This is a genomic window from Streptomyces sp. NPDC006643, from assembly GCF_042870175.1.
GTDB lineage: Bacteria > Actinomycetota > Actinomycetes > Streptomycetales > Streptomycetaceae > Streptomyces.
Genome location: NZ_JBIAHA010000019.1, coordinates 192,832 through 217,728, shown reverse-complemented (window position 1 = coordinate 217,728; position 24,897 = coordinate 192,832). Strand labels below are relative to the sequence as shown.

Sequence of the window (24,897 nt, the reverse complement as noted above, 5' to 3'; positions counted from 1 at the left end):
GCCCGGCCGCACCTGACGGGCCGGGCTCCGGCCGACGCTCAGGCGCAGCGCGGGGCGACGTACCCGTCACTGCCCGTCTTGACGTACGCGTCCGAGACGAACTCGCCGTTGGCGATGTTGTCCCAGATCTTCGACGTGCCGTACGGCCCCGACACCGACTGACCCGCCTTCTGGCAGTTGATCGGCACGGTGGCGTTGTACTGCAAGGTGCGTACGACGTTGTAGTTCGTGCCCGGACCCGAGCGCACGTTGACGCGGTAGCCCGGCGCGACCGGATATCTGATGCCCGTCGCCGCCAGTGCTCCCGCCTCGGCGTCCAGGTCGGTGCCGGTGCCCAGGTCCGCGCCGGTGCCCGTGTCCGTGTCCGTGCCCGCACCCAGCACCGCGACCTCTTCCGCCTGCGCCTCCGCCACCGCTCCTACCTCTTCAACAGCCATCGCCGTACTCCCCCTTGTTGATCTTGTTGAATGTTCACGCTCTGCGACGCGCAGGCTAGCAACACCCTTCAGCCACAGCCCGCACCATCGACTAGGCTCCGTGAGTCGCGCTCGCAGAAGCGACACGGGGGACTCACACATGGAATACGCCGGGAGTTACCGCCTTGAGGTCTGCCTCGGCTCCGGTGGCATGGGCGTCGTGCATCTCGCGCGCTCCGCGTCGGGGCTGCGCCTCGCCGTGAAGGTGGTGCATCAGCAGTACGCGGCGGACCCGGAGTTCCGGGCCCGCTTCCGTCAGGAGGTCGCCGCCGCGCGACGCGTCAGCGGTGCGTTCACCGCGCCCGTCGTGGACGCCGACCCGGATGCCGAGCGGCCCTGGATGGCCACCTCGTACATCCCGGGCCCGACCCTGGCCGAACAGGTGAAGAGCAACGGGCCCATGTCGCCCGCCCAGTTGCGCCGGCTGACGGCGGGGCTCGCGGAGGCGCTGCGGGACATCCACCGGGCCGGTGTCGTCCACCGCGACCTCAAGCCGGGCAACGTACTGCTCACCGACGACGGCCCCAAGGTCATCGACTTCGGTATCTCGCGGCCGGTCGACAGCGATCTGCGCACCGAGACGGGGAAGCTGATCGGCTCGCCGCCGTACATGGCGCCCGAGCAGTTCCAGCGTCCGCGTGAAGTGGGGCCCGCGGCCGACGTGTTCGCGCTCGGTTCGCTGCTGGTCCACGCGGCGACGGGGCGTGGGCCCTTCGACTCGGACAGTCCGTACATCGTCGCCTACCAGGTGGTTCACGACGAGGCGGACCTGGTCGGCCTGCCCGCCGATCTGGCGCCGCTGGTGGGGCGTTGTCTCGCCAAGGACCCGGCGAAGCGGCCGACGCCGGACGAGATCATGTCGGAGCTGCGCCCGCCGTCGTACGAGGCGGACGCGTTCATACCGGCGCAACGGCGTTCCCTGGAACGGCCGTTGGGGGCGCCGGGCGGGGAGCAGCGCACGCATGTGGGGGCGCACTCGCCGTCCGGGCGTACGCCGGAGCCCGGTTCCGGCGTGCCCACGGGGACGGCGGCAGGCGCGAAGACGGGGACGAGGACAGGGACAAAAGCGGGGACGAGGGCGGGGACAAAGGCGGACGCGAAGACGGGGGCAAAGGCGGGCGCGGCCGAGCCGAGGACCGCCGCCGACCGGCGTCGGCGGGCCAAATGGCCGGCGCTCGCCGTCGGCGCCGCGGTGCTCGTGTACGGCGGCCTCTGGGCCGCGCAGGGATTCGGCGACACCCGGAGCCCTTCGTCGGACCAGCGGGGCTCCGGTGCGGCGAGGACGACCGGCGCGGCCTTCTCACCGTGGCTGGCCCCGGACATCGGTGACACCGCGGAGCGGGGCACCGCGCCGGCGTGTTCGTACACGTCGGGCGCCTCGGGCGTCCCGGCGACGCTGCTCTGCTCCACGCGCGGCGTCGCCGCCGCCCGGCTCGACCCGGCCGACGGGCGGGTGATCTGGTCGCACGGGGCCAAGGCCGGGACCACATCCGTCCCCGTCGTCTCCGGTGGCCTCGTCCACGCCGTACTCACCTCGGCGAAGACCGTCCGGCTCCAGGCGTACGCGAAGGACGACGGCACCCCGGTCTGGAGCACGGACGTCTCCGGCAGCCAGGGCGGCGTCCACCACGCCGGTGACACCGTGCTGGTCGTCAAGCCCGACGGCCGGGTGGAGGCGCTGAACGGCGCGAGTGGCAAACGGCGTTGGGAGCGCCGGCTGCCGGGACACGCCAACCCCGTCCTCGGCGTATACAGCCCCCGGACCGGTCTCTTCTACGCCGCCGAGTCCTCGGACGACAGCGCCACCACGCTGGTCAGCGCGGTGGACCCGGAGACCGGCGAACCGGCCTGGCAGCGGCGGCTCGACGGCAATCTGAAGCCGGTGACCACCGAGGGAGACGCGCTGTTCCTCGCGTCGCTCGACGCGCACTCGATGATGGACGCGGTCGTGCGCTACGCCCCCGGGAGCCGGGACGTACGCCGTGCCCCGCTGCCCTATCTGGTGTCGGGGGCGCAGGTGACCGTGCGCGACGACACCGCGTACCTGCTGGTGTCCGGCGGGACGCTGCTGGCCGTCGACACCACCCGTACGGGCGGGAAGCCCAAGGCGCGCTGGCAGTTGGAGACCGACGTCGCCCGCTCGTCGGGGCCCGTCGTGACGGACGACGACCGGCTCTACTTCTCCGCCGCCGACGGACAGCTGATCACGGTCGACACGACGGACGGCACCCTGATCGGCCGGACGAAACCGCGTCTGGCGTCGGGCAGGCTCGCCGTCATGGCGGATCTGCCCGTCCCCGCGATCGCACCCGGCCGGATCTACGCGGGCGCGCCCGACGGGTCCGTCTTCGCCGTGGACAGCGAGGACCCCGACACCTGGTGACTCGCGCCGGGTGCCGGGGTCGGGGCCGGGGTTGCGGCCCGGGTCGGGGTCGGGGCTCGCATGCCGAGGTGGTCAGCCCGTTCAGCTGCTCGGCTGTTCAGCGGTTCAGCGGTTCAGCGGTTCAGCGGTCCAGCTCAGCCCAGCAGGGAGACGTCCCTGACCGCGCCCTTGTCCGCGCTCGTCGCCATCGCCGCGTACGCGCGCAGCGCCACGGAGACCTTGCGCTCGCGCGAGACCGGCTCGTACACACCGTTGAGCGCGTCCCGCCGGACGGCCAACTCGTCGTCGCCGACGAGCAGTTCGATCGAGCGCCCCGGGATGTCGATCCGGATGCGGTCGCCGTCGCGCACCAGCGCGATCGTCCCGCCTGACGCCGCCTCGGGCGACGCGTGGCCGATCGACAGACCCGACGTACCGCCGGAGAAGCGGCCGTCGGTGACGAGGGCGCACGCCTTGCCGAGGCCGCGGCCCTTCAGATACGAGGTGGGGTAGAGCATCTCCTGCATGCCGGGGCCGCCGCGGGGACCCTCGTAACGGATGACGATCACGTCGCCCTCCGCGATCTCCTTACGGAGGATCTTCTCGACGGCGTCCTCCTGCGACTCGCAGACGACGGCCGGGCCCTCGAAGGTCCAGATCGACTCGTCCACACCTGCGGTCTTCACGACGCAGCCGTCGACGGCCAGATTGCCCTTCAGCACGGCGAGTCCGCCGTCCTTCGAGTACGCGTGCTCCAGCGAGCGGATGCAGCCGCCCTCGGCGTCGAGGTCGAGCGTGTCCCACCGCTCGGACTGGGAGAACGCGGTGGCCGAGCGCTTGCAGCCGGGCGCCGCGTGCCACAGCTCCACGGCCTCCTCGGAGGGTGAACCGCCGCGCACGTCCCAGGTCTTGAGCCACTCGTCCAGCGAGTCGGAGTGCACCGAGTGCACGTCCTCGTTAAGGAGGCCGCCGCGGTACAGCTCGCCGAGGATGGCGGGGATACCGCCGGCCCGGTGGATGTCCTCCATGTAGTACGTGCCGCCGGGGGCCACGTTCGGCGCGACCTTCGACAGGCACGGGACGCGCCGCGAGACCGCGTCGATCTCGTCCAGACCGTAGTCGAGTCCGGCCTCCTGGGCGGCGGCGAGGAGGTGCAGGATCGTGTTCGTGGACCCGCCCATGGCGATGTCGAGCGCCATGGCGTTGTCGAAGGCCGCGCGGGTGGCGATGTTGCGCGGCAGGACGGTCTCGTCACCGCCTTCGTAGTAGCGCTTGGTGATGTCGACGACCGTGGTGCCCGCGTTCTCGTACAGCGCCTTGCGCGCGGTGTGCGTGGCGAGGACCGAGCCGTTGCCGGGCAGGGCGAGACCGATGGCCTCCGCGAGGCAGTTCATCGAGTTGGCGGTGAACATGCCCGAACAGGAGCCGCAGGTCGGGCAGGCGTTCTCCTCGATACGGAGGATGTCCTCGTCCGAGACGGACTCGTTGACGGCGTCCGAGATCGCGTTGATCAGGTCCAGCTTGCGGACCGTGCCGTCGACCAGGGTGGCCTTGCCGGCCTCCATCGGGCCGCCGGAGACGAAGACCGTGGGGATGTTGAGGCGCATCGCGGCCATCAGCATGCCCGGGGTGATCTTGTCGCAGTTGGAGATGCAGATCAGCGCGTCCGCGCAGTGCGCCTCGACCATGTACTCGACGGAGTCGGCGATCAGGTCGCGCGACGGCAGGCTGTAGAGCATGCCTCCGTGGCCCATGGCGATGCCGTCGTCCACGGCGATGGTGTTGAACTCACGCGGGACGGCTCCGGCGGCCTTGATCGCCTCGGAGACGATCCGGCCGACGGGGGCGAGGTGGGTGTGGCCGGGGACGAACTCCGTGAAGGAGTTGGCAACGGCGACGATCGGCTTGCCGATGTCCTCGCTCGCTACGCCCGACGCCCGCATAAGGGCGCGTGCGCCCGCCATGTTCCGGCCGTGGGTGACAGTGCGGGACCTCAGCTCGGGCATCGTCGCTCGCTCCTTCGGCAATCCTTCGGTGGGAATGACTTTTTCGAGCCTACGCCCACCGCTCCAAGATCTGGACGGTCTGTCCGAAATGCGGGACGGCGGCTCACTCCTCGGGCGGTCGGTCTTCGGGCCGTCGGCCTTGGGGCGGTCGGCTCTCGGGCGTCCTCAGGCGGTCAGCCCTCGGTCAGATAGCGCTGGAGCGTGGGCGCCACGAGTCTGACGATCTCCTCGGTCTCCACGGAGGCCAGCGGCTCCGCCTTGATCACATAGCGCAGGAGGGCGATCCCGATCATGTGGGAGGCGGCCAGCTCGGCGCGGAGGGTGGGGTCGGGCACATCGAGTTCGAGCGCGATCCGCTCCAGGAGACGCCGCAGTACGAACTTGCGCAGCATGGCCGCCGCGGTGTCGTTCGTCAGGGCGGACCGGACGATCGCGAGGAGCGGGGCCCGGGACACCGGGTTCTCCCACACGCCGATGAAGTACCGCGCCAGGCGCTCGCCGATGCCGTCCCTGCCGCCGGTGAGCAGCGCGGGGATGACCAGCGCCGGCTCGAAGGAGACCTCGATGGCGGCGCCGAAGACCTCTTCCTTCGTACCGAAGTAGTGATGCACGAGAGCCGCGTCGACCCCGGCCACCTTGGCGATGCCTCGTACGGAGGTCTTGTCGTACCCGCGCTCGGCGAATTCCGTACGGGCCGCTTCCAGGATCCGCTCACGGGCGCCGGGTCCGGTGTCCGCGTCCGAGCGGGCGGGGCGGCCACGGCGGCGCGGGGCCGCGTCGGTCATGGGCGGCGGATCCGGGGACGGCCGTGGGACAGACGGGGCTGCGGGGGCGACGAGGCGGCGGCGGACGCGGAGGCCGAGGCCGGTGCGGAGGTGGAGGCGGACGTGGAGGCGGACGCCAGATGGAGCCGGGTGAAGGCCAGCGCCTCCGCCAGATCCGCCTCGCGCTCGGCCGACGACATCGCGCGCCGCGTGTTGACCTCGATGACGACATGGCCGTCGAAGGAACTCCCCGCCAGCCGTTCGAGCAGTTCCGCGCAGGGCTGGCTGCCGCGTCCCGGCACCAGATGCTCGTCCTTGGCCGAGCCGTTGCCGTCGGCGAGATGGATGTGTCCCAGCCGGTCGCCCATCCGCTCGACCATGGACATCGCGTCGGAGCGGGCGGTGGCTGTGTGCGACAGATCGACGGTGAAGTGCCGGTAGTCGTCCTTCGTCACGTCCCAGTCGGGGGCGTACGCGAGCACCTCACGGTCCCGGTAGCGCCACGGGTACATGTTCTCGACAGCGAAACGCACATCCGTCTCGTCGGCCATCCGCCAGATGCCGGTGACGAAGTCGCGGGCGTACTGGCGCTGCCAGCGGAACGGCGGATGCACGACGACGGTGGAGGCGCCCAGCCGCTCCGCGGCCGACCGCGCCCGCTGGAGCTTGGTCCACGGATCGGTCGACCAGACGCGCTGTGTGATCAGCAGACACGGGGCGTGGATGGCGAGGATCGGCACCCGGTGATAGTCGGAGAGGCGGCGCAGCGCCTCGATGTCCTGGCTGACGGGATCCGTCCAGACCATGACTTCCACGCCGTCGTACCCCAGGCGCCCGGCGATCTCGAAGGCCGTCGCCGTGGACTCCGGATAGACGGAGGCCGTCGACAGTGCGACCTTCGCATCCGGGATGCGCACCACTGGTTCTGCCACGGACACAGGGTACGGGCACCGGCGGGCGGCATCGCGGGCACCGGAGCGGAAAGTGACGTGTGCAACGGCTCGGCCTCCTTGGGAGGCGCGGGGCCGGCGCTCAGACCCCCGCCGCCCGGACCCTCACGTGCTCAGACCCCCGCCGCCCGGACCCTCGCGTGCTCAGACCCCCGCCGCCCGGACCCTCGCGTGCTCAGGCCTCCGTCATCGGCAGCTGGTCGAGCCGCCTCAGGATCACGCCCTCCCGCAGCGCCCACGGACAGATCTCCAGCTCCTCGACACCGAACAGCTCCATCACCGCCTCCGCCACCAGCGCGCCGGCGAGCAGCTGGGGCGCCCGCCCCTCCGACACACCGGGCAGCTCGGCCCGCTGCGCTGCGGGCATCGTCGTCAGCTTGGGGACCCACTCCCCCAGTGCTTTACGGGCCAGACCGCGCTGTACGTACAGCCCGTCGGCGGACCGGGCCGCCCCGGCGATCCGGGCCAGCTGCCGGAAGGTCTTCGAGGTGGCCACGACATGGTCCGGCTCGCCGAAGCGGGTGAACTCGCCGACGGTACGGGCGATCTGGGCCCGCACATGGCGGCGCAGCGCCCGTACGTCCTGCGGGTCGGGCGGGTCGCCGGGCAGCCAGCCGGCGGTGAGGCGGCCGGCGCCGAGGGGCAGGGACACCACGGCGTCCGGTTCCTCGTCGATGCCGTAGGCGATCTCCAGCGAGCCGCCGCCGATGTCCAGGACCAGCAGCTTCCCGGCCGACCAGCCGAACCAGCGGCGCGCGGCGAGGAAGGTCAGCCGGGCCTCCTCGTCGCCGGTGAGGACCTGGAGGTCAACGTCCGTCTCTTCCTTGACCCGGGCGAGTACATGGTCGGCGTTGCTCGCCTCGCGCACGGCCGAGGTGGCGAACGACAGCACCGCCTCACAGCCCTTGTCCTCGGCGGCCACGAGCGCCTCGGCGATCGTGGCGATCAGCCGCTCCACGCCTTCGGGCCCGATCGCACCGTCCGCGTCGAGCAGTTCGGCGAGTCTCAGCTCGGTCTTGTGGGAATGGGCGGGCAGCGGGCGCGCGCCGCGATGGGCGTCGACCGCCAGCAGGTGGACGGTGTTCGAACCGACGTCGAGAACTCCGAGTCTCATGAGCGAACGCTACTGCGACGAGACACATACGCTGGAGCCGTGCCAAAGACGAAAAAGGCGAAGCCGGGCAAAGCCAGCCGCGCCAAGAAGCAGCACGAGCAGATTCCGCCCGACGAGAAGGGGCTGGACTTCGCGCGGTCGTGGGTGGAATTCCCCGATCCGGCGGACGACGAACAGGTCTTCCGCTGCGATCTGACCTGGCTGACCTCGCGCTGGACCTGCATCTTCGGCAGCGGCTGCCAGGGCATCGAGGCGGGCCGCGCCGACGACGGCTGCTGCACGCTGGGGGCGCACTTCTCGGACGAGGACGACGAGAAGCGGGTCGCCGGGCATGTGGAGCGCCTCACGCCGGAGGTGTGGCAGTTCCACGGCGAGGGGCTGGACAACGGCTGGACGGAGACGGACGACGAGGGCGCCCGCAAGACGCGCCGCTGGAACGGCTCCTGCATCTTCCAGAACCGCCCCGGCTTCGCCGGCGGCGCGGGCTGCGCGCTGCACATCCTGGCGCTGCGGGAGGACCGCGAGCCGCTGGAGACGAAGCCCGACGTGTGCTGGCAGCTGCCGGTGCGGCGTACGTACGACTGGATCGAGCGGCCCGACGACACGCGGGTGCTCCAGGTGACGATCGGCGAGTACGACCGCCGGGGCTGGGGCCCCGGCGGCCACGACCTGCACTGGTGGTGCACATCGGCGACCTCGGCGCACGGCGCGGGCGAGCCGGTGTACAAGACGTACGCGCCGGAGCTGACCGAACTGATGGGTAAGGCGGGGTACGACGCGCTGGTCGAACTGTGCGAGGTCCGTCTGGCGAGCGCGCTCCCCCTGCTGGCCCCCCACCCGGCGGACCCGCAGACCCCCACGGCCTGACGGCTCACGGCTCACCGCTCACGGCTCACCGCTCACGGCTCACGGCTCACGGCTCACGGCTCACGGCTCACCGCCAGGCGGATCGTCCGACGGGTCGGTGCGGCCGAGCCACCCGGGTCCCTGCGGACCGCGTGGATCCGCTACGCCCCGATGGCCGCAACCCGCCCCCGCCCCCTCGCCCTCAGCGCGATGTCGGCGGTGTGTCCGAGCCGCCCGGGGTGGTCGGTGGGGCGGTTGGGTCGGCCGACGACGGTGGGGGGTCCGTCGGGGGCGTCGGTTCGCCCGTGACCGGTGGTGGGTCGGTGGGGTCGGTCGGTGTCGGGTCGGTCGGCGCCGGGCCGCCCGTGGCCGGTGGCGGTGAGGACGGCGGGCGGGTCGGATGGGTCGGGCGGCCGGGGCCCGGGTGCGACGAGGACGGCGGCCTGGCACCGTAACCGCTGATCGCGACCACCGAGCCCGTCGGGGTCAGTCCGATACGGGCGCGCCACGGGCCCGACGGCTCGCGCGCGTGGTCCACGTGGACGTGGACGGTGACGGACCTGCCGGGGGCGAGCGTGCCGGAGGTACGGCTCAGCCGCAGCCAGGACGCGCTGGTCCAGGCCGACCAGGCGACGGGCTCGGCGCCGGTCGCGGTGAGCGTGATCCTCGTACGGTCGCCGGTCGCCTCCGCCGTGACGGAGAGCCGTGGCGCTGCGGACGGCGGTTCCGTGCCGTCGCTGATGACCTCGACCGAGACGTCCGGGTCGCGGCCGTCGGTGGCGAAGGGCTCGCCGGGCCGGTTCTCGGCGTTCCCCGCGTTCTCGTAGTTGTCGTAGTTGTCGTACGGATGCGCGCCCTGCGAACCGCGCCGCTCGGCTTCACCGGCGCTGACCGACGTCCCGTCGTGCCCCTCGCCGGTCGGCGGCGCGCCCCGGTACGCCGCCCAGAGGGCGAGCACGGGCGCGGCGACGACGGTCGCCACGACGGTGGTGGTGACGGCCCGCGCGCGCAGCCGTTCGCGACGGGCGGCGCGGTCCTTGGGGTCCATGGGGAAGCCGTCCCGGCCGAAGCGCGGGGTGGTGGCACGGGAGCGCGGAGTGTTCGTCATGGCGCCGTACGCCGCCGCCCGGGGGGCCTCGACCAGTGGCAGGACGGCGGGCGACGCGGCCCAGGACGGCCCGGACGAGGCGGACGAGGTGGACGAGCTGGGCCGGGCGGCGCGCGCGGAGGCGGCCGAGCCGGGCCAGGGGCCGGCCGCCTCGGCGCGTTCGGCGGCGCGCCGGCAGCGCGGGCAGTCGTCCACGTGCCGGACCAGTTCGCGCCGGAGCGCGGACGAGAGCAGCACCTGGTCGTCGCCGGTGAGCTGGGCGACGGCGGGGCAGTTGCCCGTCTCCACGACGGCGAGCGCGGCCCTGGTGCGCTCGACCTCGCAGGCGGCGGAGTTGAGCAGTTCGCGGGCGGGCAGCGGCTCCATGGACAGGACGGCGGCGACGTCACGTGCGCGGAGCCGGTGGCGTACGGCGAGTTCGAGCGCTTCGCGCTGCTCGGGGGTCGTACCGGCGGCCTCGGGCCAGGCCAGCAGGGCGAGTTCACGCCGTCGGCGTGCGGCGACCTCCGGCGGGACATCGGTGCGCGCCCCGGCCCCGGGATCTCCGCCCGGCTCGCGACGGACGGCGTGCGCCCCCGGGCGGCTGCCGCGCCGCTCGCCGAGCCGGCGCAGACAGGCCCACCGGGCGAGTGCGTACAGCCAGGCCCTGCGCTCCCCGTCGCCCGCCGGGCAACGCCCGTACTGGCGCTCGGAGATGGCCAGGACCTCGCCCAGCACCTCGGTGGCCGCGTCGTGGTCGCACAGCACGGAGAGGCAGTAGGTGAACAGCCCGTCCAGATACGGCTCGTACCGCACGGGCGGCCGGTCCGCCCCCTGCTCCGCTCGGGGCGCACGACGGGGCGCACGGTGTGCGCCGGTGGTGTAGGTGGGGGGCTCCAGTCTGCTGCTCGTCACCCGGCGACGGTAGACAGGGGAGCGCACAACTCTCCCCACCCTTGCCTACTTTTAATCCTTACGGGTGAAACGACCGCTTCGGCCGTGCCTTGCCCGTGACTCCCGAAGCGCACCCTTGAAGTGCCCACCGCGGCAAGGACTGTCAGTGGTCGCCTATACGGTGGCGCCATGGCTGTAGCCCGTACCAAATCCGCCAAGGACCGGCCGTCCTACCGCTGCACCGAGTGCGGCTGGACCACCGTCAAGTGGCTCGGCCGCTGCCCCGAGTGCCAGGCCTGGGGCACCGTCGAGGAGTACGGGGCACCCGCCGTACGGACCACGGCGGCCGGCCGGGTCAGCACCCCGGCGCTGCCGATCGGGCAGATCGACGGCCGGACGGCGACGGCGCGCTCGACGGGCGTGGACGAGCTGGACCGGGTCCTCGGCGGCGGCCTCGTGCCGGGAGCCGTCGTGCTGGTGGCCGGTGAGCCGGGCGTCGGCAAGTCCACGCTGCTGCTGGACGTCGCGGCGAAGGCGGCCAGCTCCGAGCACCGCACTCTCTATGTGACGGGCGAGGAGTCGGCGAGCCAGGTGCGGCTGCGCGCGGACCGCATCAAGGCCATCGACGACCATCTCTATCTCGCGGCCGAGACGGACCTGTCCGCCGTCCTCGGGCATCTCGACGCGGTCAAGCCGTCGCTGCTGATCCTGGACTCCGTACAGACGGTGGCGTCGCCGGAGATCGACGGGGCTCCCGGCGGCATGGCCCAGGTCCGGGAGGTCGCCGGCGCGCTCATCCGGACCTCCAAGGAGCGGGGCATGTCGACCCTGCTCGTCGGCCATGTCACCAAGGACGGCGCCATCGCGGGCCCCCGGCTGCTGGAGCACCTGGTGGACGTCGTGCTGTCCTTCGAGGGCGACCGGCACGCGCGGCTGCGGCTGGTGCGCGGGGTGAAGAACAGGTACGGGACGACGGACGAGGTCGGCTGTTTCGAGCTGCACGACGAGGGCATCACCGGTCTCGCCGACCCGTCCGGTCTGTTCCTCACCCGCCGGGACGAGCCGGTCCCCGGCACCTGTCTCACGGTCACGCTCGAAGGCCGCCGCCCGCTCGTCGCCGAGGTGCAGGCGCTGACGGTCGACTCGCAGATCCCCTCGCCCCGGCGCACCACCTCGGGCCTGGAGACCTCCCGGGTCTCGATGATGCTGGCGGTCCTCGAACAGCGCGGCCGGATCAGCGCGCTCGGCAAGCGCGACATCTACAGCGCGACGGTCGGCGGTGTGAAGCTCTCGGAGCCGGCCGCGGACCTGGCCATCGCGCTCGCCCTGGCCTCGGCGGCGAGCGACACCCCGCTGCCGACGAATCTGGTCGCGATCGGCGAGGTGGGCCTCGCGGGCGAGGTCAGACGGGTCACCGGCGTCCAGCGGAGACTGGCCGAGGCGCACCGGCTGGGCTTCACGCACGCCCTCGTCCCGACCGATCCGGGGAGGATCCCCGCCGGTATGAAGGTCACGGAAGTCGCCGACATGGGGGCCGCTCTGAGCGTGCTTCCGCGCCGGGGTCGGGCGGACGCCCCACGGGACGGCAAGGACCGCCGGTAGACTTTGCCCTGGTCTCGCCCATCCGTACGAGCCGGAGGAGTGCAGTGGCAGCCAACGACCGGGCAGCAGCACCCGGAAAGTCCGGTGGTGGCTCCGGTGGATCCGGCACCGAAGCGCTGATGCGCGCCTCACTGAGCGCCGTAGCGCCCGGCATGGCGCTGCGTGACGGCCTGGAGCGGATCCTCCGGGGGAACACCGGCGGTCTCATCGTCCTCGGTATGGACAAGACCGTCGAGACGATGTGCACGGGCGGCTTCGTGCTGGACGTGGAATTCACCGCGACGAGGCTCCGCGAGCTGTGCAAGCTCGATGGCGCGCTCATTCTCGACAAAGACATCACCAAAATTCTGCGGGCCGGTGTCCAGCTCGTCCCCGACGCCTCCATCCCGACCGAGGAGACGGGCACCCGGCACCGCACGGCGGACCGGGTGTCGAAGCAGTGCGGGTTCCCCGTCATCTCCGTGTCGCAGTCGATGCGGCTGATCGCGCTGTACGTGGACGGGGAGCGCCGGGTCCTGGAGGAGTCGGCGGCGATCCTGTCGCGCGCCAATCAGGCGCTGGCGACGCTGGAGCGGTACAAGCTCCGGCTGGACGAGGTCGCCGGCACACTCTCCGCGCTGGAGATCGAGGACCTGGTGACGGTCCGGGACGTGACGGCGGTATCGCAGCGCCTGGAGATGGTGCGCAGGATCGCCACGGAAATCGCCGAGTACGTGGTCGAGTTGGGCACCGACGGGCGGCTTCTCTCCCTCCAGCTCGACGAGTTGATCGCGGGCGTCGACCCCGAGCGCGAGCTGGTCGTACGGGACTATGTGCCCGAGCCGACGGCGAAGCGGTCCCGTACGGTCGCCGAGGCGATGACCGAGCTGGACGCGCTCTCCCACACCGAACTGCTGGAACTGCCCGTCGTGGCCCGCGCGTTGGGCTACAGCGGCTCGCCCGAGACACTGGACTCGGCGGTCTCGCCGCGCGGTTACCGGCTGCTGGCGAAGGTGCCGAGGCTGCCGGGCGCCATCATCGAGCGGCTGGTCGAGCACTTCGGCGGGCTCCAGAAGCTGCTGGCGGCCAGTGTCGACGACCTCCAGACCGTGGACGGGGTCGGCGAGGCGCGGGCGCGCAGCGTGCGCGAGGGTCTGTCGCGGCTGGCGGAGTCGTCCATCCTGGAGCGGTACGTCTGACGCGAGGACCAGGGCCTGTTGTACGGAGAAGGGCCGCGCCACCCTCGTTGAGCGGTGGCGCGGCCCTTCTTCGTACGGAGGTTGTGCGGTGGTGCGTCGCTCAGTCCTTGTCCAGGCGGAACGACGTCTGGCCCTGCTTCACCGTCGCGGCGGGCGCCGCCGCCTCCACCAGATAGGTGCCGGGCTTGGCCTTGCCCGGCGGGGGCGTGGCGCACTGCGGGGCGCTCTGGGTGAGGTCCCAGGAAACGGTCCGCGTGACGGTCCCGCCCGCGGGCACCTTCAACAGAAGCGGACCGATCTTGGGGCAGTCCTTCGAGGACCAGACCTCGTCGCTCTCGGAGTCGGTGACGGTCAGCACGACGGACTTCGGCCCGAGGTCCGCCTTGCAGTCCTTGCTCGACCCGTTGGTGGCCACGATCTTGAACGAGGGCTTCTCGCCCGGCTCGTAGGCGACCTTCCGGCTCTCCAGCTTCAGAGTCAGCGCGCTCGCCACGCAGTTGGGGAGGCTCGATCCGACCGGCACCTGTTCGCCCGTGCTGCTGCCGCCCGCGCCGTCGCCACCGCTGCCGCCGCTCGCCGAGCCACCCGAGCCGGCGGAACCGGCGGAACCGGCCGAACCTTCCGTACCGCCACCGCCGGTGTCGCCACCGCCGCCGTCGGCGCCCGCGTCCGTACCGCCCTGGTCGCCGCCGTCGCCACCGCCGCCGGTCTCGTCCGACTCGTCGCGCCCGCCCGGCTGTTCACTGATGGCGGGTCCGGATCCGGACGGTCCGGGGGTGATCGAGGGGGCGGGCGTATCACCGTTCGCGCCGTCGTCACGCTTCTTTCCGCCGTCACCACCACCGGATGTGACGACCCATACGACGAGCAACGCGAGCAGCGCGATCAGAGTCGCCGCTACTGCCCTCCGTCGCCAGTAGATGGAGGAGGGAAGCGGCCCGACCGGATTGCGCATAGATCCCACGGCGCAACTCTACGAGAGTTCACGGCCAACTCCCGCCCCATATGCCGCTCGTCTCGCAAGTTTTGCGGATCATCATCACGCGACGTCCGCCGGAGTGACCCCACTTACCACTTTCGTCAGGGGTTCGGCCGCCGATGGCAAGGTGCGTGAGCGGGAGCGAGGAAGGTACGGTCCGTGACCATGGACCCCTCCGTCACCAGCGGCCTTTACCGCGACATTACTGATCTCGCCCACGACTCGCCTTCCTGGGTACGGCACTTCGTCGAGATAGGAACGGAGGCCGTGATCGTGATCCTCGGGGTTCTCTTCCTCGCCAGTTGGTGGCGGAGGCGGACCGCGGACTCACGAGCCATGGCCGTGGCGGTAGTTGGGCCGCTGGCCACCGCCGTCGCGTATGTGGGCAGCGAGTTGTTCAAGAGCGCCGTGCAGGAGGAACGGCCGTGCCGCGCGGTCGCGGGCGCCGCGGCGTCCCTTGCGACCTGCCCGCCGGTCGGCGACTGGTCGTTCCCGAGCAACCACTCGACCATCGCCGCGGCGGCGGCCGTCGCCCTCGCCCTCGCCTGGCGGGCGATCGCGTTCCTGACGATCCCGCTGGCGCTCTTCGCGGCCTTCTCGCGGGTCTTCGTCGGCGTGCACTATCCGCACGACGTCGCGGTGGGCCTGCTGTTCGGCGGACTGGTCGCGACGCTCGTAGTACTGGCACTGACGCGCCCCGCGCGGGCACTGATCGAGACGATGCGGACGAGCCGTACGGGCGTGGTGGTCTGGTTCGCGGGCCGCGGGCCGACACCCCAGCCGGCCTGGGCACCGGCCACCGCGCAGGCGGCGGGCGGGGGCCAGGCGCAGGGGTCGGGGTACGGGGCGGGGTATGGGTCCGCTGACGGGGCGGGGTACGGGTCGGGGTACGGGTCTGCTGACGGATCCGGGTACGGGTCGGGGTACGGGTCTGCCGACGGATCCGGATACGGGTCGGGGCACGGGCCCGCGCAGGGACCGGGGTACGGACCGGGGCACGCGTCCGCCGACGGACCGGGGCACGGGTCCCCGCACGGATCCGGATACGGGACGGGGTACGGGTCCGCTGACGGATCGGGATATGGGACGGGCCACGGGCCCGCCGACGGATCCGGATACGGGTCGGGGCACGGGCCCGCGCAGGGACCGGGGTACGGACCGGGCCACGGGGCCGCGCACGGATCGGATCACGGCTCCGACTACGGCGCCGGGCCCGGCTCGGAGCCGGATCAGCAGGCGCAGCAGCAGAACGGGCCGGCCACGGGGCCCGGCCGGCGGCGCCAGTAGCGGGACCGCAGCCAATCGCGCCACCCGGGCACGACCGACCACGGGGGATCCGCTGCCTAGCCACGCACGCGCCACGCGCACGCCAGGTGTGGGCCACGCACGATTCACGCGTGGTTCACGCCCGGTTCCCCTCGGCCGGCCGGTGCCGCACGGCTCCCGACGCGCCCCCTTCGCGCCCCCGTCACCCCCTGCGACGCCCGGCGCACAGCGGCCGGCTGCACCACCCCCACCCCGGAACGTGCCAGGATCGGTGCTGCCATGACTGCGACTTCTGCGACTACGGCGCCGGCTACCGACCCGGCCGCCCTTCACGACCCCGTCATCGCGTGGTTCGACGCGCACGCCCGCGACCTGCCCTGGCGCCGCCCCGACACGGGCGCCTGGGGCGTGATGGTCAGCGAGTTCATGCTCCAGCAGACCCCGGTCGCCCGGGTGCTCCCGGTGTACGAACAGTGGCTCGCGCGCTGGCCGCGCCCCGCCGACCTGGCCGCCGAGGCACCCGGCGAAGCGGTACGCGCCTGGGGCAGACTCGGCTATCCGCGCCGAGCGCTACGGCTGCACGGGGCGGCCCTGGCGATAACGGAGCGGTTCGGCGGCGACGTACCCCGGGAGCACGGGCAGCTGCTCGCGCTGCCCGGGATCGGCGAGTACACGGCGGCGGCCGTGGCCTCGTTCGCGTACGGACAACGGCACGCCGTCCTCGACACGAACGTGCGCCGTGTCTTCGCGCGCGCCGCCGCCGGTATCCAGTACCCGCCCAACGCGACCACCGCCGCCGAACGGAAACTGGCCCGCGCGCTGCTGCCCGTGGACGAGCCGACGGCGGCCCGCTGGGCCGCCGCCTCCATGGAACTCGGCGCGCTCGTGTGCACCTCGAAGAACGAGGACTGCGGGCGCTGCCCGATCGCCACGAAGTGCGCCTGGCGGCTGGCCGGCAAGCCGGCGCACCAGGGTCCGGCCCGCCGTGGCCAGACGTACGCGGGCACGGACCGCCAGGTGCGGGGCAAGCTCCTCGCAGTACTGCGCGAGGCGGTGGCCCCCGTACCGCTCGCGGTGCTCGACGCCGTGTGGGAGGAACCGGTGCAGCGGGCCAGGGCACTGGACGGGCTGGTGGCCGACGGGCTGGTCGAGCCGATGGCCGACGACCTGTACCGGCTGCCGCTCAGCTGACCGCACCGCACCACACCGCACCACCCGGCCCGGCCCACACCGACCCGTCTGACCTCGTACGACTTGGTCCGTACGAGCCGCACCACCGCTCCACGTGACCTCCATGTCACCGCTCCACCTCACCGCTTCACTTCACCGCTCCGCCTCGGCCGGCCCCACCGGGCCGGCCGTTCGTTCTCCGGTCGCCCCGCCCGTCACACGCGCCCCTCGCGCATTCGTCCGTTCCGTCCCCGCCGTTACACAACCGATGGATGTCCGTGCGCCCGCCGACGGCTGGCGCGCACGGCCTCGTGACAACGCCTCCGTAACTTCTGGGACGTAAGCGAAGACCACAGAAGCGCGGTACACGGTGCAGTTCACGGGGTGGGAGGCGGTTGGCATGGCGCACGGCGAGGTGCTCGAATTCGAGGAGTACGTCCGCACTCGACAGGAGGCTCTCCTGCGTAGTGCCCGGCGTCTGGTCCCTGACCCCGTCGACGCCCAGGACCTGCTCCAGACCGCCCTGGCCCGTACGTACGGCCGCTGGGACGGCATCGCCGACAAGTCGCTCGCCGACGCCTATCTGCGCCGCGTCATGATCAACACCCGTACGGAGTGGTGGCGGGCGCGCAAGCTCGAAGAGGTACCGACCGAGCAGCTACCCGAGCCCTGCGTCGAGGACGGCGCCGAGCAGCGTGCCGACCGCGCCCTGCTCATCGACATCCTCGGGGTCCTGGCCCCGAAGCAGCGCAGCGTCGTCGTGCTGCGGCACTGGGAGCAGATGAGTACGGAGGAGACGGCGGCGGCGCTCGGAATGTCTACCGGTACGGTGAAGAGCACGCTGCACCGGGCGCTCGCCAAACTCCGCGAGGAGCTGGAGGCCCGGGAGCTGGAGCGCCGCGACACCGAGCGCCGGGCGCCGGGGAACCGGCAGGCCGAGCACCACGCACCGCGCGCCCTGGCGCCGAAGCGTGCTGGTTATCGTCGCGACGGACGGGGGCAGGAGCGGTGCGCGGCCTGAAGCGCGACAGAGACGGCACGCCCGCGCCGAGAAGAGCCGGCCGTCGGACACCGACGGCCGGCGGCACGGACGACCCACCGGCGAACCACCCACGGGTGAACCACCCACCGGTGAACCACCCACCGGCACACGGCCGACCGACGAACGCCCAACCGGCGATCAGGCAGCCGGAGCACGAACAGCCCGAGGCCGACGGCTCCACACCGGGCCGGTGGCTGAACGGGAAGAGGATGACGCTGTCAGCGACCACCGCCACCGGCGGTGTGGCGCTGGCCGCGCTCCTCGCCTTCGGCGTGTTCGCCATCGGCTGCTCCACGAGCACGACGGGCACGAGAGACGAGGGCGCGGCGGTCGTCGCCACCGCCGAACCCGTCTCGCCGCCGACCTCGGAGTCGTCGGCCGCACCGGCCAAGGACATCGACCCGGTGGCCCTGCTCCAGCGGGACCCCAAGGTGAGCGAACAGGTCAAGGCCGACCTCAAGCCGTGCTCCGCGGACGCCTACCCGGTGGACACCTCGTACGGGAATCTGACCGGCGGCAGCGCGCCCGACGTGGTGGTCAACGTGATGACCTGCGACGACGCCGTGGGCCTTGGCACATACGTCTACCGTGAGTCCGACCAGGACCACCGCTACGAGAACGTCTTCGTCGCCGAGGAACCCGCCGTGTACGCCACGATCGACCGTGGTGAGCTGGTGGTGACCCGCCAGGTGTACGCGAAGGGCGACCCCGTGGCGTATCCGTCCGGCGAGGACGTCGTGACCTACAGCTGGGCCGACACGAGATTCACCGAGCGCTACCGGGTGCGCAACAACTACAGCGGCGCGGTCGGCAGCGGTCCCGTGGACTCCTTGCCGGCGCCGTCCGCCGCACCGACCGACGACTGAGAGAGCTGAGAACCGCCGGATGGCCGAGACCCATGTCCTGTTCGTCGAGGACGACGACGTGATCCGCGAGGCCACCCAGCTCGCGCTGGAACGCGACGGCTTCACGGTGACCGCCATGCCGGACGGCCTCTCCGGTCTGGAGGCGTTCCGGGCCGACCGGCCGGACATCGCGCTGCTCGACGTGATGGTGCCGGGCCTCGACGGTGTCAGCCTCTGCCGCCGGATCAGGGACGAGTCGACCGTCCCCGTGATCATGCTGTCGGCGCGCGCCGACTCGATCGATGTGGTGCTGGGCCTGGAGGCGGGGGCCGACGACTACGTGACCAAGCCCTTCGACGGCGCGGTGCTGGTCGCCCGGATCCGCGCCGTGCTGCGCCGCTTCGGGCATGCGGGCGGTCCCGCCGGTGAGCTGGCCGGGCAGGACCGGGCGGACGAGCACGGCGCGCGGTCCTTCGGCGATCTGGAGATCGACACGGAGGGCATGGAGGTACGCAAAGGGGGTGAGCCGGTGGCGCTGACGCCGACCGAGATGCGGCTGCTGATCGAGTTCTCGGCCGCGCCCGGCACCGTCCTGTCCCGTGACAAGCTGCTCGAACGCGTCTGGGACTACGGCTGGGGCGGTGACACGCGCGTGGTGGATGTCCATGTGCAGCGGCTGCGCACGAAGATCGGACAGGACCGGATCGAGACGGTCCGCGGCTTCGGCTACAAGCTCAAGGCATGAAACGGTTCGCCCTGCGCACCGGCGTCCGGTGGAAGATCAGCATCGCGATCGCGGCGGTCGGCGCCCTCACCGCGATGGCGCTGAGCCTTGTCGTGCACAACGCGGCTCAGCTCTCGATGCTGGACAACGCCCGTGAGGTACAGCTGGAGCGGCTGCTGTTCGCCCAGCGTATGTACGACTCGACGCACGAGCTGAAGTTCGGCACGAAGCTGAACGACCCCGCGCTCCCCGACGACCTGCGGAAAAAGGTGCAGCAGGGCAGGCGCGCGACCTTTGTGCGTGACTCCGCGGACGGGACGCCCGACGTCTGGGCGGCCGTACCGGTGGAGAGCGGTGTGCTCTCCCTGAACAGCAAGTTCGCCGACCGCTCGGCGACGATCATGAAGGATCTCGACCGGGCCCTGCTGATCGGCTCGGTCTGTGTGGTGGTCGGCGGCTGTGCGCTGGGCGTGCTGATCGGCGGGCAGCTCTCGCGCCGGCTGCGCAAGGCCGCCGCGGCAGCGGGCAAGGTCGCCCAGGGCAATACGGACGTGCGGGTACGGGAGGCGGTCGGCGGAGTCGTACGGGACGAGACCGACGAGCTGGCCCGCGCGGTGGACGCCCTGACGGACGCGCTGAACGAGCGCATCGAGGCGGAGCGCCGGGTCACCGCCGACATCGCGCACGAGCTGCGGACGCCCGTGACGGGCCTGCTGACGGCGGCCGAGCTGCTGCCGCCCGGCCGCCCCACCGAGCTGGTGCGGGACCGCGCACAGGCCATGCGGACGCTGGTCGAGGACGTCCTCGAAGTCGCACGTCTCGACAGCGCCTCGGAACGCGCCGAGCTACAGGAGATCGCGCTCGGCGAGTTCGTCAGCAGGCGGGTGGCCCTGCTCGATCCCGACGTACGGATCCAGGTCGTGCACGACTCGTGGGTGAGCACCGATCCGCGCCGACTGGAGCGCATCCTCGGCAATCTCCTGGCCAACGCGGCCAAGCACGGCGGCACACCGGTCGAGGTGACCGTCGAGGGCCGGGTGGTGCGCGTACGCGACCACGGTCCCGGCTTCCCCGACGCCCTGCTGCGCGACGGGCCGAGCCGGTTCCGTACGGGCGCGAGCGACCGCGCCGGGCACGGCCACGGTCTCGGGCTGACCATCGCCGCCGGTCAGGCGCGCGTCCTCGGGGCGAGGCTGACCTTCCGCAACGCGTCGCCGGAGAGCGTGACCGCCGGCCAGGACGAGTCGGGCGGCGCCATCGCGGTCCTCTGGCTCCCCGAGCACGCCCCAACGACGACGGGCAGCTTCCCGATGATCGAATTCCCGGACTGACGGCCCAAGGACGGGCGAGCGAGGGTGTCAGACGCCGCTCCCGCTCCTGACCCCGGTCACGAGGACCATTCCTTCTCCAGGTCGAGGTCCCCCTCCTTGGCCTGGGTGAACGAGAACCAGTTCCCCGAGTCGTCGCGGAAGATCGCCTCCGTGCCGTACGGCCGCTCCTGCGGCTCCTGGAGGAACTCCACGCCCTTGGCCTTCAGCTTCTCGTAGTCCCCGTGGATGTCGTCCGTGGCGAGCACCCCCGCGCCGAGCATGCCCTTGCTGACCAGCGTCCTGATCGCGGCGGCGGACTCCTCGTCCGCCGCGGGCCCGCCCGGCAGCATCAAGGTCAGCACCACATCGGGCTGGTCCTTGGCACCGACCGTCAGCCAGCGCATCCCTCCCTCGCCGAGGGTCATGTCCGTGCGGACCTCCAGGCCGAGCTTGTCGACGTAGAACTCCTTGGCCCGGTCCTGGTCGAGCACCCAGACGGTGGAGATGGCGAGACCCTTGATCATGTCGTGCTCCTCGGAGAGATGTGCCGTACGCGGCGATGTGCCGTACGCGGCGAGATGTGCCGTGCGCGGCCCGCTCGCGGGGGCGGGCCGTGCTTCCTCATTCACCGTAGACAGGAGCGGCGTCACGGGGCTTCTCCAGAATTGCGGTCCTCACCTGGCCGGTCGGAGGCCGCTGGGCCGGCGTCCCGGGACGGGAAGCCACCGGCCCACAGCAGCGCGTAACACCCCGGTATGAGAGCGGCCCCCCGGCCCGCGTGCTTGGCGCGGTACGCACTCGGGGTGCTGCCGGTCTGCTCCTTGAAGCGCTTCGAGAACGTGCCGAGGCTGCTGAAGCCGACGAGTGTGCAGATCTCGGTGACGCTGAGATTCGCCGAGCGCAGCAGCTCCTCGGCGCGCTCTATGCGCCTGCGGGAGAGATAACGGCCGGGCGTCTGCCCGTACACCGCCTTGAAGGCGCGCACGAAGTGATAACGCGAATACCCGGCGTGGGCGGCCACCGCGTCCAGGTCAAGGGGGTCGGCCCAGTCGCGGTCCATGGCGTCCTTGGCCAGACGCAGCTGCCGCAGGTGCGTGAGGGGCACCTGCGGCGGCCGGCCTGCTTGTGTACTGTCCACGTCTTCGATGCTGGCACGCCGCACCGACATCGGCTCCCCGCTGTCCACAGGGCGCCCGGTAAAGCGTTTAAGCGGACTGCGCCGCCGTGTTCTCGGTGGCCGGTGCCCCGCCCTTGCCGCCCGCGCCCGCCTTCTCGGGACCCGCGCCCCGCAGCGGGACCTCCTTGACGAAGAACGCCGCGAGGAAGCCGATCACCGCGACCGCACCGGCCAGCACGAAGGCCACGTGCGTACCGGACGACACCGCGATCTGGTACGCCTCACGCGCCGCGTCCGGCAGCTTCTCCAGGCTCGCCGCGTCGAGCTGCGCGGACTTCTGCGTCACCGCGTCACCGCCGCGCGCCGCCATCTCCTCCTGCACCTTGCTGGTGAACAGCGCGCCCATGATGGCGACGCCGAAGGAGCTTCCGAGCGTACGGAAGAGGGTGGTGGAGGACGAGGCGACGCCCATGTCCCGGGGCTCGGCGCTGTTCTGCGCCACGAGCATCGTGATCTGCATCAGGAAGCCCATACCGGCGCCGAGGACGGCCATGTAGACGCCGGAGGTGAGCCGGGAGGTGTCGATGTCCATCTGCGCGAGCAGGAAGAGGCCGACGACCATCAGGGCGCTGCCGATGATGGGGAAGATCTTGTACCTGCCGGTGTTGGTGGTGACCCGGCCCGCGATCAGCGAGACGACCATCATCGACAGGAGCATCGGCAGGAGCAGCAGACCGGAGTTGGTCGCCGAGGCGCCCTGCACGGACTGCTGGTAGAGCGGCAGGAAGAGGACGGCTCCGAACATGACGAAGCCGGTCAGGAAGCCGATCACCTGCATCAGGCTGAAGTTGCGGTTGCGGAATATGTGCAGCGGCAGGATCGGCTCGGGCGCCTTGGTCTGCACGTACACGAACGCGACGAGCGTGACGACGCCGATGGCGATCAGCTCCATGATCACCGCGGAGCTCCACGCGTACTCCGTACCGCCCCAGGTGGTGACCAGCACGATCGAGGTGATGCCGACCGTCAGGAGGGCCGCGCCGAGATAGTCGACCTTGCTCTTGGTCCGCTCCACGGCGGGCAGGTGCAGCACGGTCACGATCATCGCGAGGGCGACGGCACCGAGCGGGAGGTTGATGTAGAAGCTCCAGCGCCAGCCGAGGTGGTCGGTGATGGTGCCGCCGACCAGCGGTCCGCCGATCATGGCGAGGGCCATGACGCCGGCCATCATGCCCTGGTACTTACCGCGCTCCCGGGGCGGGATGAGGTCACCGATGATCGCCATGACACCGACCATGAGCCCGCCGGCGCCCAGGCCCTGGATGGCACGGAAGCCGATGAGCTGGCCCATGTCCTGGGCCATGCCGCTGAGCGCGGAGCCGATGAGGAAGATGACGATCGAGAGCAGGAAGATCTTCTTCCGCCCGTACATGTCGCCGATCTTGCCCCAGATCGGGGTCGACGCGGCGGTGGCGAGGGTGTACGCGGTGACCACCCAGGACAGGTGCTCCAGTCCGCCCAGCTCGCCGACGATGGTCGGCATCGCGGTGCCGACGATCATGTTGTCCAGCATGGCGAGCAGCATCGCGATCATGAGCGCGAGCAGCACCACACGCACGCTTCGCGGTTGCGGCTCCGCCTTCTTCTTGGGTTCCGACCCCACTGCCGTGTCGAGCGACATGGCCCCCACTCCCCTGATTTCTGGTCTGTTTCCTGGTTCTGTACCGCTACTTACTTGCCGACCGGCAAGTAAGTACACTGGGGAAAGTAGACCTGCCACTAGCCGGTCGTCAAGTAAGTAAGCTCGGGGAGAGCAGTCATGGGCAGCACAGGGCAGCCGCGTCGGAGCGACACCCGCCAGCGCATCCAGGACGTCGCGCTGGAACTCTTCGCCGAACAGGGGTACGAGAAGACCTCGCTACGAGAGATCGCCGAGCACCTGGATGTCACCAAGGCAGCGCTCTACTACCACTTCAAGACCAAGGAAGACATCGTGGTCGGTCTCTTCCAGGACCTGGCCCGGCCGATCGACGAGCTGATCGCCTGGGGCGAGACCCAGCCGCCGACGCTGGAGGTCAAGAAGGAGATCCTGCACCGCTACCACGACGCCCTCGGCAACGCCGCGCCCCTGTTCCGCTTCATCCAGGAGAACCAGGCGACGATGCGCGACCTGAGCGTGGGAGACACCTTCAAGGAACGCACACTGCGCCTGACCGAGCTGCTTCAGCAGCCCGACGGCACGCTGGCCGACCACGTGCGCTGCTTCAGCGCGCTCTTCACGATGCACGCCGGCATGCGCGCGCTGAGGGACGTCGAAGGCGACCCCGAGGAGAAGCGTGAAGCCATCCTCGAGGTCGCCACCGAGCTGCTGGTACGGGCTCAGGGGGTCACAGAGTGACGCCCGCGTCGCGCAGGAAGTTCACCGGGTTGAGCGCGCTGCCGTAGTTCGGGGTCGTACGGATCTCGAAGTGCAGGTGCGGGCCGCTCGAATTACCGGTGTTGCCGGAGAGCGCGATGCTCTGGCCCTTGTCGACCTTCTGGCCGATGTGCACCTTCACCTTGGACAGGTGGGCGTACTGCGAGTACTTCGCGGACGAGCCGGTGCCGTGCTTGACGACTATCGCGTTGCCGTACGCGGGACCGTCACCGGCGCCGTTCGGGCCGGCCTTGACGACGGTGCCCGTGTGGACGGCCTTCACGTTCGTACCGACGTTGACGGCGAAGTCCTGGCCCGAGTGCTTGCTGGCCCACATACCGCCGCCGGTGCCGTAGGTGGCGCTCAGCGTGTACTTGGAGACCGGCTTGGCCCAGGTGGGATTCCGCTTGGTCTTGCTGTCCTTCTTGTCCTTCGCCTTGTCTGCGGCCTTGGCGGCGCTCGCCTTCTCCGAGCTGCCGGCCTGCTTGGCTGCGGCGGCCGACGCCGGGGCGCCCGCGTCGCCGCTGCTGTTCGCGGCGAACGCGACCCCCGCGCCGAGCGCCGTCGTCACTCCGAGTCCGGCGGCCAGGATGGCGGCACGGGTACGGAGCGTGGACTGGCGGGGCGTGGTGCGCTGCGACATTGAGTAACCTCCGGGCATCAATGGACCCGGCACTCGGAGCACCGGGCGGTGGCTTGCCACACCTTGGTAACCCGACCGCCCATCACACCCCAAACCGCCCATCTAC

Annotated in this window: 21 protein-coding genes and 1 pseudogene; 11 read left to right on the top strand and 11 right to left on the bottom strand. The window is 71.3% G+C overall.

The genetic code is table 11. From position 1 onward, the window contains the following. Positions 1-38: 38 nt before the first annotated feature. Entirely contained in the window at positions 39-437 is a 399-nt protein-coding gene (locus ACFYNU_RS25650; RefSeq protein ID WP_356588609.1) for an SH3 domain-containing protein, read from the bottom strand. Between the two features lie 139 nt (positions 438-576). Between ACFYNU_RS25650 and ACFYNU_RS25645 the strand changes: the two genes are divergently transcribed. After that, positions 577-2,859 carry a serine/threonine-protein kinase gene (locus ACFYNU_RS25645; protein ID WP_356588611.1) on the top strand — a complete coding sequence of 761 codons (2,283 nt, stop codon included), beginning with the start codon at positions 577-579 and terminating at the stop codon, positions 2,857-2,859. A gap of 134 nt (positions 2,860-2,993) precedes the next feature. On the opposite strand, the gene ilvD is transcribed toward ACFYNU_RS25645, so the two are convergent. The 4 genes from ilvD to ACFYNU_RS25625 form a co-directional block, all read right to left on the bottom strand. Beyond that, positions 2,994-4,844, bottom strand: coding sequence for a dihydroxy-acid dehydratase (gene ilvD, locus ACFYNU_RS25640; RefSeq protein ID WP_356588613.1), 1,851 nt, complete (start codon positions 4,842-4,844; stop codon positions 2,994-2,996). 173 nt (positions 4,845-5,017) lie between these two features. Continuing rightward, complete coding sequence (locus ACFYNU_RS25635) at positions 5,018-5,629, bottom strand: TetR family transcriptional regulator (RefSeq protein WP_356588615.1); 612 nt, start codon at positions 5,627-5,629, stop codon at positions 5,018-5,020. Further along, the gene (locus ACFYNU_RS25630; RefSeq protein WP_356588617.1) at positions 5,626-6,540 is read right to left on the bottom strand and encodes a sugar phosphate isomerase/epimerase; all 915 of its coding nucleotides are present in this window, start codon (positions 6,538-6,540) and stop codon (positions 5,626-5,628) included. The genes ACFYNU_RS25635 and ACFYNU_RS25630 overlap by 4 nt, the downstream gene beginning before the upstream one ends. A gap of 193 nt (positions 6,541-6,733) precedes the next feature. Beyond that, positions 6,734-7,672 carry a Ppx/GppA phosphatase family protein gene (locus ACFYNU_RS25625; protein WP_356588619.1) on the bottom strand — a complete coding sequence of 313 codons (939 nt, stop codon included), beginning with the start codon at positions 7,670-7,672 and terminating at the stop codon, positions 6,734-6,736. Between the two features lie 39 nt (positions 7,673-7,711). Here ACFYNU_RS25625 and ACFYNU_RS25620 point away from each other — a divergent pair, with 39 nt between their 5' ends. Then, entirely contained in the window at positions 7,712-8,539 is an 828-nt protein-coding gene (locus ACFYNU_RS25620; protein WP_356588621.1) for a hypothetical protein, read from the top strand. A 181-nt stretch (positions 8,540-8,720) separates the two neighbouring features. On the opposite strand, the gene ACFYNU_RS25615 is transcribed toward ACFYNU_RS25620, so the two are convergent. Continuing rightward, the gene (locus tag ACFYNU_RS25615) at positions 8,721-10,520 is read right to left on the bottom strand and encodes a hypothetical protein (protein WP_356588623.1); all 1,800 of its coding nucleotides are present in this window, start codon (positions 10,518-10,520) and stop codon (positions 8,721-8,723) included. A gap of 168 nt (positions 10,521-10,688) precedes the next feature. Here ACFYNU_RS25615 and radA point away from each other — a divergent pair, with 168 nt between their 5' ends. Then, entirely contained in the window at positions 10,689-12,101 is a 1,413-nt protein-coding gene (radA, locus tag ACFYNU_RS25610) for a DNA repair protein RadA (RefSeq protein WP_356588625.1), read from the top strand. 44 nt (positions 12,102-12,145) lie between these two features. Beyond that, positions 12,146-13,279, top strand: coding sequence for a DNA integrity scanning diadenylate cyclase DisA (disA, locus tag ACFYNU_RS25605; protein ID WP_356588627.1), 1,134 nt, complete (start codon positions 12,146-12,148; stop codon positions 13,277-13,279). 100 nt (positions 13,280-13,379) lie between these two features. Here the strand turns inward: disA and ACFYNU_RS25600 are convergent, their stop codons facing one another. Further along, complete coding sequence (locus ACFYNU_RS25600) at positions 13,380-14,234, bottom strand: hypothetical protein (protein WP_356588926.1); 855 nt, start codon at positions 14,232-14,234, stop codon at positions 13,380-13,382. A 189-nt stretch (positions 14,235-14,423) separates the two neighbouring features. On the opposite strand from ACFYNU_RS25600, the pseudogene ACFYNU_RS25595 reads away from it, so the two are divergent. From ACFYNU_RS25595 to cseC, 6 genes and pseudogenes are all read left to right on the top strand, one after another. Continuing rightward, positions 14,424-15,053 (top strand): annotated as a pseudogene (locus ACFYNU_RS25595) (phosphatase PAP2 family protein); the annotation flags it as partial. Positions 15,054-15,803: 750 nt separating this feature from the next. Continuing rightward, positions 15,804-16,715, top strand: a complete 912-nt coding sequence (locus ACFYNU_RS25590) for an A/G-specific adenine glycosylase (RefSeq protein WP_356588629.1) — start codon at positions 15,804-15,806, stop codon at positions 16,713-16,715. A gap of 379 nt (positions 16,716-17,094) precedes the next feature. Continuing rightward, the gene (locus tag ACFYNU_RS25585) at positions 17,095-17,715 is read left to right on the top strand and encodes a SigE family RNA polymerase sigma factor (RefSeq protein WP_356588631.1); all 621 of its coding nucleotides are present in this window, start codon (positions 17,095-17,097) and stop codon (positions 17,713-17,715) included. Between the two features lie 230 nt (positions 17,716-17,945). Further along, positions 17,946-18,602, top strand: coding sequence for a hypothetical protein (locus ACFYNU_RS25580; protein ID WP_356588633.1), 657 nt, complete (start codon positions 17,946-17,948; stop codon positions 18,600-18,602). A gap of 19 nt (positions 18,603-18,621) precedes the next feature. Next, complete coding sequence (gene cseB, locus ACFYNU_RS25575) at positions 18,622-19,326, top strand: two-component system response regulator CseB (RefSeq protein WP_356588635.1); 705 nt, start codon at positions 18,622-18,624, stop codon at positions 19,324-19,326. After that, entirely contained in the window at positions 19,323-20,636 is a 1,314-nt protein-coding gene (cseC, locus tag ACFYNU_RS25570) for a two-component system sensor histidine kinase CseC (RefSeq protein WP_356588637.1), read from the top strand. The genes cseB and cseC overlap by 4 nt, the downstream gene beginning before the upstream one ends. Positions 20,637-20,692: 56 nt before the next feature. On the opposite strand, the gene ACFYNU_RS25565 is transcribed toward cseC, so the two are convergent. From ACFYNU_RS25565 to ACFYNU_RS25555, 3 genes are all read right to left on the bottom strand, one after another. After that, the gene (locus ACFYNU_RS25565) at positions 20,693-21,139 is read right to left on the bottom strand and encodes a VOC family protein (RefSeq protein ID WP_356588928.1); all 447 of its coding nucleotides are present in this window, start codon (positions 21,137-21,139) and stop codon (positions 20,693-20,695) included. A gap of 122 nt (positions 21,140-21,261) precedes the next feature. Beyond that, positions 21,262-21,675, bottom strand: coding sequence for a helix-turn-helix transcriptional regulator (locus ACFYNU_RS25560; RefSeq protein WP_356588930.1), 414 nt, complete (start codon positions 21,673-21,675; stop codon positions 21,262-21,264). 145 nt (positions 21,676-21,820) lie between these two features. Continuing rightward, positions 21,821-23,413 (bottom strand): MDR family MFS transporter, encoded by a 1,593-nt coding sequence (locus ACFYNU_RS25555; protein ID WP_356588639.1) that lies wholly within the window; start codon positions 23,411-23,413, stop codon positions 21,821-21,823. Positions 23,414-23,551: 138 nt separating this feature from the next. Here ACFYNU_RS25555 and ACFYNU_RS25550 point away from each other — a divergent pair, with 138 nt between their 5' ends. After that, the gene (locus ACFYNU_RS25550; RefSeq protein WP_356588641.1) at positions 23,552-24,130 is read left to right on the top strand and encodes a TetR/AcrR family transcriptional regulator; all 579 of its coding nucleotides are present in this window, start codon (positions 23,552-23,554) and stop codon (positions 24,128-24,130) included. On the opposite strand, the gene ACFYNU_RS25545 is transcribed toward ACFYNU_RS25550, so the two are convergent. Continuing rightward, a complete protein-coding gene (locus tag ACFYNU_RS25545) occupies positions 24,120-24,791 on the bottom strand; it encodes a M23 family metallopeptidase (RefSeq protein WP_356588643.1) in 672 nt (223 codons plus the stop codon). The two genes, ACFYNU_RS25550 and ACFYNU_RS25545, sit on opposite strands and share 11 nt — an antisense overlap. Positions 24,792-24,897: the final 106 nt, after the last annotated feature.